Origin of the sequence: Microbacterium sp. BF1 (assembly GCF_019279095.1) — a bacterium.
Taxonomy (GTDB): Bacteria; Actinomycetota; Actinomycetes; order Actinomycetales; family Microbacteriaceae; genus Microbacterium; species Microbacterium maritypicum.
In genome coordinates, this window is sequence record NZ_JAGYWT010000012.1 from 1 (window position 1) to 14029 (window position 14029).

Annotated in this window: 15 protein-coding genes and 2 pseudogenes; 6 read left to right on the top strand and 11 right to left on the bottom strand. The window is 67.2% G+C overall.

Going from position 1 to position 14029, the window contains the following annotated elements; genetic code table 11:
• On the top strand, positions 1-170 hold a 170-nt coding region (locus KZA10_RS00905; RefSeq protein ID WP_306300773.1), incomplete at its 5' end, for a phosphoribosylglycinamide synthetase C domain-containing protein.
• A 98-nt stretch (positions 171-268) separates the two neighbouring features.
• Here KZA10_RS00905 and KZA10_RS00910 read toward each other — a convergent pair.
• The 8 genes and pseudogenes from KZA10_RS00910 to KZA10_RS00945 all read right to left on the bottom strand — a co-directional run bounded on the left by KZA10_RS00910 (position 269) and on the right by KZA10_RS00945 (position 6312).
• A pseudogene (locus tag KZA10_RS00910) lies at positions 269-997 on the bottom strand (amino acid ABC transporter ATP-binding protein).
• Complete coding sequence (locus tag KZA10_RS00915) at positions 994-2058, bottom strand: ABC transporter substrate-binding protein/permease (RefSeq protein WP_371861292.1); 1065 nt, start codon at positions 2056-2058, stop codon at positions 994-996. The pseudogene KZA10_RS00910 and the gene KZA10_RS00915 overlap by 4 nt, the downstream one beginning before the upstream one ends.
• 277 nt (positions 2059-2335) lie before the next feature.
• The gene (locus KZA10_RS00920; protein WP_218681932.1) at positions 2336-2890 is read right to left on the bottom strand and encodes a GNAT family N-acetyltransferase; all 555 of its coding nucleotides are present in this window, start codon (positions 2888-2890) and stop codon (positions 2336-2338) included.
• A gap of 41 nt (positions 2891-2931) precedes the next feature.
• Positions 2932-3168, bottom strand: coding sequence for a DUF2442 domain-containing protein (locus KZA10_RS00925; protein ID WP_036323853.1), 237 nt, complete (start codon positions 3166-3168; stop codon positions 2932-2934).
• The gene (locus KZA10_RS00930) at positions 3149-3385 is read right to left on the bottom strand and encodes a DUF4160 domain-containing protein (protein WP_141386512.1); all 237 of its coding nucleotides are present in this window, start codon (positions 3383-3385) and stop codon (positions 3149-3151) included. Before KZA10_RS00930 ends, KZA10_RS00925 begins: the two co-directional genes overlap by 20 nt.
• A 110-nt stretch (positions 3386-3495) precedes the next feature.
• A complete protein-coding gene (locus KZA10_RS00935) occupies positions 3496-5067 on the bottom strand; it encodes an MFS transporter (RefSeq protein ID WP_256934217.1) in 1572 nt (523 codons plus the stop codon).
• Positions 5064-5690 (bottom strand): PadR family transcriptional regulator, encoded by a 627-nt coding sequence (locus KZA10_RS00940; RefSeq protein WP_218681933.1) that lies wholly within the window; start codon positions 5688-5690, stop codon positions 5064-5066. Before KZA10_RS00940 ends, KZA10_RS00935 begins: the two co-directional genes overlap by 4 nt.
• Before the next feature lie 73 nt (positions 5691-5763).
• On the bottom strand, positions 5764-6312 hold the full coding sequence (locus KZA10_RS00945) for a GNAT family N-acetyltransferase (protein WP_218681934.1): 549 nt from the start codon (positions 6310-6312) through the stop codon (positions 5764-5766).
• A 75-nt stretch (positions 6313-6387) separates the two neighbouring features.
• Here KZA10_RS00945 and KZA10_RS00950 point away from each other — a divergent pair, with 75 nt between their 5' ends.
• Positions 6388-7266, top strand: coding sequence for a phosphoribosylaminoimidazolesuccinocarboxamide synthase (locus tag KZA10_RS00950; protein WP_141386509.1), 879 nt, complete (start codon positions 6388-6390; stop codon positions 7264-7266).
• Positions 7267-7505: 239 nt separating this feature from the next.
• Positions 7506-8834 carry a uracil-xanthine permease family protein gene (locus KZA10_RS00955; RefSeq protein WP_218681935.1) on the top strand — a complete coding sequence of 443 codons (1329 nt, stop codon included), beginning with the start codon at positions 7506-7508 and terminating at the stop codon, positions 8832-8834.
• 98 nt (positions 8835-8932) lie between these two features.
• Here the strand turns inward: KZA10_RS00955 and KZA10_RS00960 are convergent, their stop codons facing one another.
• Positions 8933-10075, bottom strand: a complete 1143-nt coding sequence (locus KZA10_RS00960; protein ID WP_308289565.1) for a biotin/lipoyl-containing protein — start codon at positions 10073-10075, stop codon at positions 8933-8935.
• A gap of 169 nt (positions 10076-10244) precedes the next feature.
• Here KZA10_RS00960 and KZA10_RS00965 point away from each other — a divergent pair, with 169 nt between their 5' ends.
• From KZA10_RS00965 to groL, 3 genes are all read left to right on the top strand, one after another.
• Complete coding sequence (locus KZA10_RS00965) at positions 10245-10502, top strand: DUF3263 domain-containing protein (protein ID WP_017828931.1); 258 nt, start codon at positions 10245-10247, stop codon at positions 10500-10502.
• Positions 10503-10583: 81 nt separating this feature from the next.
• A complete protein-coding gene (locus tag KZA10_RS00970) occupies positions 10584-11162 on the top strand; it encodes a LytR C-terminal domain-containing protein (protein WP_229778816.1) in 579 nt (192 codons plus the stop codon).
• Between the two features lie 124 nt (positions 11163-11286).
• The gene (gene groL, locus KZA10_RS00975) at positions 11287-12906 is read left to right on the top strand and encodes a chaperonin GroEL (protein WP_141385865.1); all 1620 of its coding nucleotides are present in this window, start codon (positions 11287-11289) and stop codon (positions 12904-12906) included.
• Positions 12907-12973: 67 nt separating this feature from the next.
• On the opposite strand, the gene KZA10_RS00980 is transcribed toward groL, so the two are convergent.
• Together KZA10_RS00980 and KZA10_RS00985 are read right to left on the bottom strand one after the other, a co-directional pair.
• Complete coding sequence (locus KZA10_RS00980; protein WP_055865175.1) at positions 12974-13261, bottom strand: WXG100 family type VII secretion target; 288 nt, start codon at positions 13259-13261, stop codon at positions 12974-12976.
• A 141-nt stretch (positions 13262-13402) separates the two neighbouring features.
• Positions 13403-13843, bottom strand: a pseudogene (locus KZA10_RS00985) (sensor histidine kinase); the annotation flags it as partial.
• Positions 13844-14029: the final 186 nt, after the last annotated feature.

A 14029-nucleotide genomic window follows, 5' to 3' on the forward strand; every position in this document is an offset into this window, starting at 1 on the left:
CGGATGCGCCCGGTGGATCGCTCATCGCCACGGGCGGCCGTGTGCTGAACGTGGTGGCCGTCGCCTCCGACTTCCGCACTGCGCGCGACCGGGCCTACGAAGCGATCGCCCACATCCGCCTCGACGGATCGCACTACCGCACCGACATCGCCGCCCGCGTCGCCGAGTAGCCTCCGCGAGCGCACGACCTCCCTACGCAGACTTCCCGTGCACTCGGCGAGTGCACGGGAAGTCGATGCGAATGCGTGGAGCGCGGAGCGGACGCCCCTCAGAGGACCTTCGAGAGGAAGTCCTTCAGGCGCTCATTCTTGGGCGAGCCGAAGAGCTCCGCGGGCGGGGCCTCCTCGACGACGACGCCGCCGTCCATGAAGACCGTGCGGCCGGAGACCTCGCGGGCGAAGCCCATCTCGTGCGTCACCAGCACCATGGTCATGCCGGCGGAGGCCAGGTCGCGGATGACCTGCAGCAGCTCGCCGACCATCTCCGGGTCGAGCGCGCTCGTGGCCTCGTCGAACAGCATGATCTCGGGGTCCATCGCGAGTGCACGGGCGATAGCCACGCGCTGCTTCTGCCCGCCGGAAAGGGACGCCGGCTTCGCATCCGCCTTCTCCGAGAGACCGACCCGCTCCAGGAGCGACAGCGCCCGCTCACGCGCCTCGGCCTTCGTCATCTTCCCGCACTCGACCGGCGCGAGCGTGATGTTCTCGAGCACGGTCATGTGCGGGAACAGGTTGAAGTGCTGGAACACCATGCCGATGCGCTAACGCACCTCGTCGAGCTTCACGCTCTTGTCGGTCAGGTCGATGCCGTCGATGACGACGTGTCCCGACGTGGGCTCCTCGAGCTTGTTGAGGCAGCGCAGCAGGGTGGACTTGCCCGACCCCGAAGGCCCGATGACCGCCACGACCTCGCCGTCCTCCACAGCCAGGTTGATGCCCTTGACCACCTCGTTGTCACCGAACGACTTGTGCAGGTCTTGCACCAGGATCTTGCTCATGCGTTGAACGTCCTCTCCAGGCGGTTCGCGAGCAGCGTCAGCAGCGTGATCACGACGAAGTAGATGATGGCGACGATCGTCAGCACCTGGGCCGACAGGTACGTCGAGGCGATGATCTGACGGGAGACGAACGTCAGCTCCGCGAGGCCGATCACGCTGATCAGCGACGTGTCCTTGAGGGTGATGATGCCCTGGTTGACGAACGAGGGGATCATGATGCGGAACGCCTGCGGGAGCACGACCTTCTGCATCGTCTTCCAGTGTCCGAGACCCAGCGAGCGCGAGGCCTCGTTCTGTCCGGGATCGACGGCCTGGATGCCACCGCGGATGATCTCCGTCATGTACGCACCCGTGTTGAGCGAGAGCGTGATGGCACCGGCGACGAACGGGTTGAACGTGAGACCGGGGAACAGCTGCGGGATCGCGAAGAACACGAAGAACGCCTGGATGAGGATCGGGGTGCCGCGGAAGACGTAGACGTAGGCGGTGGCGATCCACCGGAACGGCGCGAACTTCGAGACTCGACCGAAGCCGAAGACGAGCCCCAGGATGAACGCGGCCACGATGGCGACGATCGTCGCGAGGATCGTGAGCCAGAGGCCCTCCATGAGTGCGGGCCAGTACTGCACCGCGACCGAGATGATGTCGGTGGGCTGCGTGGACTTCTCGCCGCCGGAGAGATACGTGTCGACGATCTTGTCGTACTCGCCGGACGCCTTCAGGTTCGAGAGTCCCGCGTTGAACTTCTCGATCAGCTCGGGGTGCTGGCCCTTGTTGACCGCGAAGCCGTACTCGCCGCCCAGTTCCGGCTGACCGATGAGGCGGAAGCCGGACCCCTGCTGGATGCCGTAGGCCAGCACGGGGAAGTCCTCGAAGTAGCCGACGGCCTGACCGGCCTTGACCGCATCGACCATGTCGGTCGTGTCCTGGTACGGAGTGACCCGGAAGCCGTACTCGTCCTTGTTCTCGTCGGCGAAGGTCTGCCCCTGCGTACCGGTCTTGACGGCGACGGTCTTGCCGTCCAGGTCGTCGAGGGACTGGATGTCGCTGGCTTCGAGCACGCCGAGCTGGACACCACTGGTGAAGTACGGCTCGGGTGAACTCGAACGGCGCGAACGTCGTGTCCGTACCGATGACGTACTTGTCGCCGTCGGTCGCGGCGGTGGCGGGTGCGGCTCCGGCGAGGAGCGCTCCGACGGCGACGAAGGCGACGAGCGCGGCAGCACCTGCGGTGCGCACCGAGCGGCGCAGACGGCTCACCGCGGCGGATGGGTTTCGGATCACGACGTGTGCTCCCCGGGTCGACAGCAACGACCGGACGACCGCCGAGGATCTACCCTAGCTCGCGGCGAGTCGTGTGCCCGAAACGTCGATCCAGTAGCGCCGCACCAGGGGCTGCCCGGCTTCTGGCGCATCGATCACGTCTTCGAGCTCGCCACCGGCCCCCTCGATGGTGCGGATGGAGCCGATGTTGTCGTCGTCGCAGGTGAGCATCACGCGGTCGTAGCCGTCGGCCTTCGCGGCGCGCAGCATGAGGCGCAGAGCCTCGCGCACGATCCCCTCGCGACGCCTCGTCGGGATCACGGAGTAGCCGATGTGGCCGCCGAAGCGGCGGAGGTTGTCGTTGAGTTCGCGGCGGAAGGAGAGGAAGCCGACCACCTGGTCCCCCTCGGTGATCCAGTAGTAATCGCACGGCACTTGGCCCTCCGGGAGCACCGCGCCGGGTGTGGCGTACAGCTCTGCACGCTCGACGAACTCCTCGAAAGCGGCCCGGTCGGGGACGAAACCCTTCTCGATACCGCCGCCGTCGATGTGTCCGCCTTCGAACTCGGCCACCGCGGCGGCCCAGGAGTCGAAAAGGTCGATGCTCGGTCGTGAGAGTGCGATCGTCATCGCACGATGACACCACATTCGCCGGACCACCGCAAAACCTGTCAGCGACCTCGGAGGAGATCGGCGATGGAGACATCTTCATCGAGCTGAGGCCAGTGGATGCCCTCCCCGACGCCGATCAAGCGCCAGACCGCACGTTCCGCGACGCTCGCAGCGGCTAGCCGCGGGAACCAGTCGAGAGGAACGCTGATCGTGCGTCCGTCCTTCATCCGCACGTGCAGTTCGCGCTCATCGATCACGACGCCGACCGCGACAGCGTCATCCACCGAAGTGCTCATGCCACGCCTCCTCGATCAGATCGCGTCGGTGTTCGATCAACCGACGAAGCAGTCGCAGCTCTCGGTCGTCGAATCTCGTCTTCGCGGCCGATTCTACTGGCCGCAGCCAGAACTTCGCGGTGAATTCCGCCCGCTCCACGTGCACATGCGGGGGCTCCGATCCCTCGTTGCTGTAGAAGAAGAATCGGTACCCGCGCACTCGCATGACCGTAGGCACCGGGTGACGGTAACGTGATCGCCCTCCCTCTCCAGGGCGCGAACGAAGACGATCCCGAGAGGTGCGGGATACACACCTCTCGGGATCAATCGTGGAGGGAGGGTCGTCGACTACTCGGCGCGTGCAGCCACGGGCGCCGCAGCCTCCGTCTTTTCATAGCGGCCGAGGAACAGCGAGGCGATGAGGGCGACCACCATCACGCACGCCGGCAGCAGGATCGCCTGCGACATTCCTGCGGCGAAGCCTTCGGCCACTTGGGGCGGCAGCGTCCCTCCGGTGGAGCCACCCGCCGGCGAATCGGCGAGACCCGGAAGGTTCGCCTCGAGCCGGGACTGCATGAACGCGGCGATGGAGGCCGAGCCGATGACCGAACCGATGGTCCTGGTGGTGTTGTAGATGCCGGCACCTGCACCCGCCTGGCGCGGCGGGAGCTTGCGCGTCGCGGTCGTGGCGAGCGGACCCCACATTCCGGCGTTGCCGACGCCCATCAGCGCGGAGGGCAGCAGGAACATCCAGATCGCGGTGTCCATGTTGATCAGAGCCGAGTACCAGATGAGTGCCCCGGCGACGCAGAGCAGCCCCGGGATCAGGATGATGCGCGGATCCACGCGGTCGAGCAGCTTCCCCGCGACCGGAGCGAGAACGCCCGAGAGCACGGCCATCGGGATCAGCAGCAGCGCGGCCTCGGTGGGGGTGAGACCGCGCGCGGTCTGGAGGAAGAACATCATCGGCAGCGACATGCTCGTCACCGTGAAGCCGACCGCGGCGATCGCCACGTTCGCTCCCGAGAAGTTGCGGTCGCGGAACAGTTCGAGCGGAACCAGGGGCTCGCTGCGGGTCTTGGCCTGCTGCAGGATGAACAGTCCGAGCACCACGAGTCCCACGATGATCAGGCTCCACACGGAGATCGGACCCCAGATCACACCCCAGTCGTACTTCTCCCCCTCTTGGAGACCGAACACGATGAGGAAGAGGGCCACAGCGCTCAGCACCACGCCCACGACGTCGAAGCGGTGCGGGTGAGTCGCCAGCTTCGGGACCAGGCGCCAGGCGAGCACGAAGGCGACGATGCCGACCGGGATGTTCACGAAGAAGATCCACTCCCAGCCGAACCCGTCCACGAGCAGGCCGCCGACGAGCGGGCCGACGAGGGTGGCGACACCGGCAGTGGCGCCCCAGAGGCCCATCGCGGCGCCGCGGCGGTCCGGCGGGAACGTGCGGGTGATCACGGCCATGGTCTGCGGAGTCATGAACGCGGCACCGAGGCCCTGCACAGCGCGAGCGACGATCAGACCCTCGAGGGTCGTCGACAGTCCGCACCACAGCGAGGCGAGAGTGAAGACCGCGAGACCGATCAGGTAGATGTTCTTCGGGCCGAACCGGTCACCCAGGCGTCCGGTGATCAGCAGCGGCACAGCGTAGGCGAGCAGGTAGGCGCTCGTGACCCACACGACGTTGTCCAGGTTGTTCGTGTTCGGGTCGAGCGCCGCCTTGATCGCCGGGTTCGCGACCGACACGATCGTGGTGTCGACGAGGATCATGAAGAAGCCGATGACCAGCGCCCAGAGGGCAGACCACGGGCTCGTGGGCTTGTGCCCCGCGGAGGAGGTGCCGGTCGACGGACCGGAGGTCGAGGGCACGGACGCCGGCGGGCGGTCTCCGTCGCGAGGGGTATCTGTCATTGCTGTGCTGCCTTTCGCTGAGCGCGGTAGCGGTCTGAGTTCTGGAATGCCGAGGGACCCCACGGCAGGACTTGGGTCTCGAGGGGGTCGAGGAGGGAGTCGAGCCAGCCGAGCTCGGCGGCCAGCAGAGCCTCCTGGCGTTCGATCTCGACGAGCACCTGCTCGGGAACGCTCTTCTCCCGGGCCGCGTGGAGACCGTCGCGGTGCCTCGCGTGATCCTCGACGAGGGCGAGGCGCCTCGCCCTCAGGAGGTCGATGACCTCCGGTCGCTCGAGGTTGTGCGCCTCGGCGAGCGCGATACGGAAGTCCGCAGGGCGATCGATGCGGGGCAGCTCGCGCTGCACCCACGTCATGACCGCTTCGCGTCCGGCATCCGTCAGGGCGTAGATGGTGCGCTCCGGGCGGTTGCCCTCGCGGCCGATGCCCAGCTCGTCGATCAGACCCGCGCGGTGCAGTCGGGAGACCGTGTGGTACAGCGTCCCGTTGGTGATCGTGAGCAGGCGGTCGTCGTGACGGGCGCGCATGAGACGCAGCATCTCATAGGGGTGCATGTCGCCCTCGCGCAGCAGCGCGAGCACCATCACCCCCATGGGGGTGAGCCGATCGACAGCGTCCTTCGCCATGCCCCTCACCCCAAATAGTCCATGTGGACTATACGCCTCTTTCGGCGGAGCGAACAGCTGCGATCCGCCTTCTCTACAGCGACACGGCTGTGAGCTGGGCCGGATCGAGCGGACGGTCTGCGTAGACGAGGCGCCAGTCAGACGGATCGGGGTTGCCCGCATCCGGTGCCCTGTGGACGAGTTCGAGGCCGACCTTCTCGGCGACCTTCGCCGACGCATGGTTGTGCTCTACGAGATAGGCGATCACGGGGCGGTCGGGATCGACCGCGCGCGCCTGCTCGACAGCGGCGAACGCGAGTTCGGTGGCGTACCCGTTCCCGTGATGATCGGCCGACAGCCGGTACCCGAGGTTCCACACCGCGTCGCCGAGGAGCGTGCACCCGCCGTTGCCGATCACCTCACCCGTGGAACGCAACCGGACCACCCACGATCCCAACCCGGCACGGGCCCAGCTCGCCTCCCAGCGCGCCATGCCCGCAAGAGTGTCTTCCGGTCGCTGATGCCGAAGGGACGGATAGTGCGTCCACACCCGCGGATCGGCGGAGATCGCGAACAGCGCGTCGAGATCGCCCTCGACGGGACGCGAGAGTCGAAGACGCGGCGTGAGGATGTCGTCCGTCATGCCACCAGGCTAGATCGCCCCTCTGACACCGGGACCACGGCATTCGGTGACCGTGGGAACCGGGATAATGGGCGGGTGAGCACACCTTCAGAAGGCACGGCACAGAGCATCCCCGGCTGGCGGCACATCTACTCGGGCAAGGTCCGCGACCTGTACGCCTCGGAGGATCCGGCAGACACGCGCATCCTCGTCGTGGCCTCCGACCGCGTGAGCGCCTTCGACTTCGTGCTCTCCCCCGGCATCACCGAAAAGGGTGCCCTGCTGACGCGACTGAGCCGCTGGTGGTTCGCACAGCTCTCCGATTTCCCCAACCACATCGCCGAGGGCGAGCTCCCGGACGCGGTCGCCGATCGGGCGATGCTCGCGCAGTCGCTCGAGATGCTGCCGATCGAATGCGTCGTGCGCGGCTACATCACGGGGTCGGGCTGGGTCGAGTACCAGGAGAGCGGCACCGTCTGCGGCATTCCGCTGCCCGCCGGCCTGCAGAACGGCGACCGCCTGCCGGAGCCGCTGTTCACCCCGGCCTACAAGGCACCGATGGGCGAGCACGATGAGAACATCACGTTCGAGCGCGCCGTCGAGCTGGTCGGCGCCGAGCGCGCGGCCGAACTGCGCGACACCTCCCTCGCGATCTACGCCCGCGCGGCGGCGATCGCCGAGGAGAAGGGCCTGATCCTCGCCGACACCAAGTTCGAGTTCGGGACGGATGCCGACGGTACCCTGCGCCTGGCGGACGAGGTGCTCACGAGCGACTCCTCGCGGTACTGGGATGCGGAGGCCTGGCGCACCGGTACGACGCCGAACGAGCGGATGGCGAGCTTCGACAAGCAGATCGTGCGCGACTGGATGGCCGCGCACTGGGACCAGCAGGGCGAGCCGCCTTTGCTTCCGGAAGATATCGTTGCACGCACCGCCGACCGTTACCGCGAGCTGATCGAGCGCCTCGGCGCCTGAGCGCTCCCGATCGCCGGGTCCCGATCTCCGGGTCCCGACCTCCGGGTCCCGACCTCCGGGGTCCGACCTCCGCACGGATGCATGACGATCGGGCGGATGCATGACTCTCGGCCGCGGGCCCCTCATGCATCCGTCGCTCACACCTGCACATGCGAGAGGGGAGGGCGCTCAGAGAAAACTCAGGAATCGGTAGTGTTGCTCCGGCACCCCTGCCATCCCCCGAACCTTGAGGAGCCCGCATGGCCCTGTGGAAGCTGCACGGAAACGGCCGCACGGTCGAGCCCGGCGCCGTCGTCCGTCCCGATGAGCGTTTGAACTGGCCCGCCACGATCGCGATCGGTCTCCAGCATGTCGTGGCCATGTTCGGCGCCACGTTCCTGGTGCCGATCATCACCGGGTTCCCGGTCGCCACCACGCTGCTCTTCAGCGGCGTCGGCACGATCCTGTTCCTTCTTGTAACCCGCAACAAGCTGCCCAGCTACCTGGGCTCGTCGTTCGCCTTCATCGCACCGGTCACTGCCGCGACCGCCTCCGCGAACATGGGAACCGCCCTGGCCGGAATCGTCGCGGTCGGTGTGCTCCTGGCGATCATCGGCGTCGTGGTGCACACGGTCGGTGTGAAGTGGGTCGACCGCTTCCTCCCGCCGGTCTTGGCCGGAACCATCGTCGCGCTCATCGGTTTCAACCTCGCGGGCGCAGCGCACAACAACTACGCCGCCGCCCCTGTGACCGCGACGTTCACCCTCGCCATCACGATCCTCTTCGCCGTCGTCTTCCGCGGATTCCTCGGACGCATCTCGATCTTCCTCGGCGTCATCGCCGGGTACATCTTCGCGGCGTTCCGCGGTGAGCTCGACTTCTCGGCCGTGGAGAAGGCCGACTGGGTCGGTCTTCCCACCTTCACCTTCCCGAACTTCACCGAGCCCGGCACCCTCACGGCACTCGCGATGTTCCTCCCGGTCGTCCTCGTGCTGATCGCCGAGAACGTCGGACACGTACGCGGTGTCGCGACCATGACCGGTGACGCAACCGTGAACCAGCAGACCGGCAAGGCGCTGATCGCCGACGGCGTCTCGACGACCCTCGCCGGATTCTTCGGCGGATCGGGCACCACGACCTACGGCGAGAACATCGGCGTGATGGCGTCGACGCGCGTGTACTCCACCGCGGCATACTGGGTGGCCGGCGCAGCCGCGATCCTGCTCAGCCTCTCCCCCAAGTTCGGCGAGGTCATCAACTCGGTGCCCGCCGGTGTGCTCGGCGGCGTGACGACCGCACTGTACGGCCTGATCGGCGTCATCGGCATCAAGATCTGGGTCGACAACCGCGTCGACTTCTCGCGCCCGGTCAACCAGTACACGGCAGCCGTCGCGCTCATCATGGCCGTCGGCGGGTTCATGATCAAGGACGAGGCCTCCGGCTTCGAGCTCGACGGCATCGTCATCGCCACGGTGGCGGCGATCCTGATCTACCACCTGGGCAACCTGATCGCCCGCCTGCGCAAGACGGGTGCCGACGACCCGAAGCCGCTCGAAGCCGTCGGCCCGCTCGGCGGAGACCCCGCCTGATCACTCCCGCGCATACTCCGGTCGCACTCCGGTCGCACTTTCAGCCGCTCTCGGGCCTCTAAGACGACAGAAAGTGCGACCGGAGCAGGACTGGCTGCTCAGGATATGAGGGCGAGAACGGCGTCAGCGGGAATCATCGCTGCGAGCTCTGCACGCTGCGACAGGATCCCTGCCCGGTGGGCGGCGACCGTGGTCTCCATCTTCATGGCATCGAGGACCGCGACCGGGTCGCCCTCCCCCACATGGGCTCCGTCGTCGACGAGCCACCGCACGAGCGTGCCCGGAACCGGCGAGCGCAGTTCTGCCGGATCGGCCGTGGGCGTCTCCGCCGCAGGATCAGCCGGCCGACCGAAGCCGGCCAGCAGCGCGGCGGGCAGTCCGAGCACGACCCGTCGCCCGTCGATCTCGACCGGGAAGCGCTGCAGAGCGGCATCCGGCACGACTGCAGGCCGCGCCTGCGTCTCCAGCTTCGACAGCAGAGCGCTCTCGATCCACTGCGTGTGCACCGCGAAGGACTCCGTGGCGAACGCCTCGTCGTCGAGCGCCATCACATCGAACGGGATCACCGTCGCCGGGCCTTCGACGGTGAGCTCGCGCAGAGCCCTCCGCGCGCGCACGATGGCAGCGTCGCGGGACTCGGCGTGCACGATGAGCTTGGCGATCATCGAGTCGAACGCCGGCTGCACGACATCCCCCTCTTCGATGCCGCTGTCCCAGCGCACACCAGGGCCGCCGGGGATCCGCAGCCGCTCGACGCGACCGGGGCTCGGCAGAAAACCGCGGCCGGGGTCCTCAGCGTTGATCCGAAACTCGAAGGCGTGCCCGACCGGCTTCGGCGTCTCGACGATCGAGGGGCCTTCCCCGAACGCGATGCGGAACTGCTCGCGCACGAGGTCGGTTCCGGTGACCTCCTCGGTGACCGGATGCTCCACCTGGAGCCGGGTGTTGACCTCGAGGAACGAGATGGTTCCGTCGGCCGCGAGCAGGAACTCCACCGTGCCCGCCCCGCGATACCTCACCTCACCGCAGATCGACCGCGCCGCATCGTGGAACCGTGTACGCTGCTCGACGGAAAGGCCGGGAGCCGGCGCCTCCTCGATGAGCTTCTGATTTCGGCGCTGCATCGAGCTGACCGAGGCGACGCTCGTCATCACGACACCCGGCGTTCTTGTCCACATCCCGCGGGAGCGCAGAAGCGCCCTGGTCGCGCGCATCTCCGCCCTGGACGCACACTGGGTCACGATCGATCCGCCCGGTGCGCTGGATGTCTGGGTGCCTCCGGTGGACACGGAAGATTGGCCGGGCTTCGTCGTCGCGATCGACGGGCAGGTGCGTGCGGCCGCGGATCCTCTCGGCGCCTGGTGGGAGTGGCGAACAGCCCTCCCCGCGGATGCGTCCTAACCTGGACCCATGCTCGGAGATCTCACGGAGCGCGACCGCGCGATCCTCGCGATGGAGGTCGCGTGGCCGCGCCACGGCTCGGCCAAGGAAGAGGTCATCCGTGCCCAGCTGGGGATGAGCGCGGCGCGCTACTACCAGCTCCTCGGGCGACTGATCGAATCGGAAGCCGCTCTGGAGTACGACCCGATGCTGGTGCGGAGACTGCGTCGGATCCGGGATTCCCGTGCCAGGCAGCGCTCGGCCCGGACGCCGGGTTTCGTGGGCTGAACGCACGCACCGACAGCCTCGTGGGTCGCATGATCCGCGCCGAGGAACGGATTGCCAGGAAGGTGCCGCTAGCATCGAGGGGTGTCCAAGCCCTCCCGCGATCGCTTCGATGACGTTCCCCGTTCCTCCGGACGTGTAGGAGCGCACCGCGCCGAAGCGCCGGGGATGAACGGCTGGGTCGTGCTGCTGTGGTCCTTCGTCGCCGCGCTCGTGCTCATCATCGGCGGGATCTTCGGGTCCCTCGTGGTGATGGGTCGCGTCTCGCTCTTCCCCGAGGCCGTGCCCACCGCCGTGCCCACCCCGGAGGAGACCGGCGTGGTGGACACCTCGATCTCCGTGCTGATCCTCAACGGCACGCCGGACGAGGGCCTGGACACGCAGATGAGGGATCTGCTCATCAACAACGGGTGGGCGTCGGACATCGTCTTCGCGGGCGACAGCTCCAGCCAGGACTTCCCCGCCACGACGGTCTTCTACCTCAACGACGAGGACGAGCTCGCAGCGATCGGGTTGGCGAACCTCCTCGGCGGCGCAGCCGTGCAGCAGAGCGACTACTACTCCGGTCAGACGGAGGACGGGCAGAAGCAGTTCACCGTGGTGATCGGCCTCGATCGATCGAGCTCGGCGTCCGAGACGCCCGGGGAGACTCCGGCCCCCTGACCCCCGGGTGGACCTCACCTCCGGCGGCTTGCACTCGAAGGTGTCGAGTGCCAGAATGGCGTTAGCACTCTCTCACTCTGAGTGCTAAACCCAACGTCTACGTCCAGGAGGGACGAAAAAACTCATGGCAAAGATCATTGCTTTCGATGAGGAGGCCCGCCGCGGCCTCGAGCGCGGCCTGAACATCCTCGCCGACGCGGTCAAGGTCACCCTCGGCCCGCGCGGCCGCAACGTCGTTCTCGAGAAGAAGTGGGGCGCCCCCACGATCACGAACGACGGCGTCTCCATCGCCAAGGAGATCGAGCTGGACGACCCGTACGAGAAGATCGGCGCGGAGCTCGTCAAGGAAGTCGCCAAGAAGACCGACGACGTCGCAGGTGACGGCACCACGACCGCCACGGTCCTCGCCCAGGCTCTGGTCCGCGAGGGTCTGCGCAACGTCGCAGCCGGCGCCGACCCCATCTCGCTCAAGCGCGGCATCGAGAAGGCCGTCGCCGCGATCACCGAGGAGCTGCTCGCCAGCGCCAAGGAGATCGACTCCAAGGAGCAGATCGCCGCCACGGCCTCGATCTCCGCTGCTGACCCCGCGATCGGCGAGCTCATCGCCGAGGCGATCGACAAGGTCGGCAAGGAGGGCGTCGTCACCGTCGAGGAGTCGCAGACGTTCGGCACCGAGCTCGAGCTCACCGAGGGCATGCGCTTCGACAAGGGTTACCTGAACCCCTACTTCGTCACGGACCCGGAGCGCCAGGAGGCGGTCTTCGAGGACCCGTACATCCTCATCGCGAACCAGAAGGTCTCCAACATCAAGGACCTCCTGCCCATCGTCGACAAGGTGATCCAGGACGGCAAGGAGCTCGTCATCATCGCCGAGGACGTCGAGGGCGAGGCTCTCGCGACGCTCGTGCTGAACAAGCTCAAGGGCATCTTCAAGTCGGTCGCCGTCAAGGCTCCCGGCTTCGGCGACCGTCGCAAGGCGCAGCTGCAGGACATCGCGATCCTCACCGGTGGTCAGGTCATCACCGAAGAGGTCGGCCTCAAGCTCGAGAACGCCACGCTCGACCTGCTCGGTCGTGCACGCAAGGTGATCGTCACCAAGGACGAGACCACCATCGTCGAGGGTGCCGGCGAGGCAGACCAGATCGAGGGTCGCGTCACGCAGATCCGTCGCGAGATCGAGAACACCGACAGCGACTACGACCGCGAGAAGCTCCAGGAGCGCCTGGCGAAGCTCGCCGGTGGCGTCGCCGTCATCAAGGCCGGAGCCGCGACCGAGGTCGAGCTCAAGGAGCGCAAGCACCGCATCGAGGACGCCGTTCGCAACGCGAAGGCAGCCGTCGAGGAGGGCATCGTCGCCGGTGGTGGTGTCGCGCTCATCCAGTCGGGGACCAAGGCCCTCGACTCCCTCTCGCTCTCGGGCGACGAGGCGACCGGTGCGAACATCGTCCGCGTCGCGATCGAGGCTCCGCTCAAGCAGATCGCGCTGAACGCCGGTCTCGAGCCGGGTGTCGTCGCGAACAAGGTCTCCGAGCTCCCCTCGGGCCAGGGCCTCAACGCGGCCACGGGTGAGTACGTCGACATGTTCGCTGCGGGAATCATCGACCCGGCGAAGGTGACCCGCTCGGCGCTGCAGAACGCAGCCTCGATCGCGGCTCTCTTCCTCACCACCGAGGTCGTCGTCGCTGACAAGCCCGAGAAGGCTGCAGCTCCCATGGGTGACCCGTCGGGTGGCATGGACTTCTGATCCAGCTCTCCTGACAGAACGCCCCCGGCTTCGGCCGGGGGCGTTCTGCGTTGACGCCGAGGTGGTGTCACCGGAACAGACTGGCCGAGTACTGATCGGCGTCTGCGTACTGGGTGGCGACCGAGCCGAGAGAGGTGCCGATCGATTCGAGCACCTGCTCCACGTGGACCTGAGCGCCCTGCCACTGCTCGGCGCACGTCTGGAAGGCATTGGACGCCGTCCCCGACCAGGTCGACTGCAGCTGGCGGAGCTGGGCCATCAGGGTCGCGGACTCGCTCTGCAAGCGCTCGATGGTGGCGCGTGTCGCTCCGTGGGCCGCATGGACGGCTTCGGTGTCGACGGTGAAGACAGACATGGGAACTCCTTCTCGTAGGGGTTCCGAGGCTAAGCGGACGTCGCTGCCGTGTGCACCGACGAAGACAGTGAGCTCCGCGTGCTGTGCGCAATCGGTGCGCGGCAGCGGTGGTGCAGGAGTGCAGGCGGTCCGGGCCTGGGCTCAGGGCAGATCGAGCCGTTCCAGAGGCTGCGTGTCCTCGAGGAGATGCGCGGGAGTGGCCTGCGCCGGTGCGAGAGGAAGTGTGACGGTGAACGTCGCGCCGCCACCAGGGGTCTCCGAGACGTCGACGCCGCCGTGCAGCGCCTTCAGGATCGATGCGACGATGGCGAGCCCGAGGCCGGAGCCTCCCGTCTCCCTGGCGCGTGAGGTGTCGGCTCGCCAGAACCGCTCGAAGATCTGCTCCCGGATCTGCGGAGGGATCCCCTCGCCGTGATCGACGATCGCGATGCTTCCGGTTCCCGCGACGCGGTCCGAGTCGACGACGATCTCGATCGGACCGTCTTCCGGGGAGAATCGGCGCGCATTGCCCAGCAGATTGGTGACCACCTGACGGACCTTGTTCTCTTCGCCGAGCACGATCGGCGGTGTGCGCACAGGGAGATCGGTGACCTCTGTGTTCCGCCATCGTCATCGCCGGCTGCAGCAGCACTCCGAGCTCGGAGAGCGGCGATGACGATGGCGGATGCACTGATCAGTGCGATCCCGGCGAAGACCTTCGCTGTGCGCGAGCCCTTCAATGCGTTCATGATGCTCCCTTGCGTAACTGAACGTGGATTGTGACTGAAC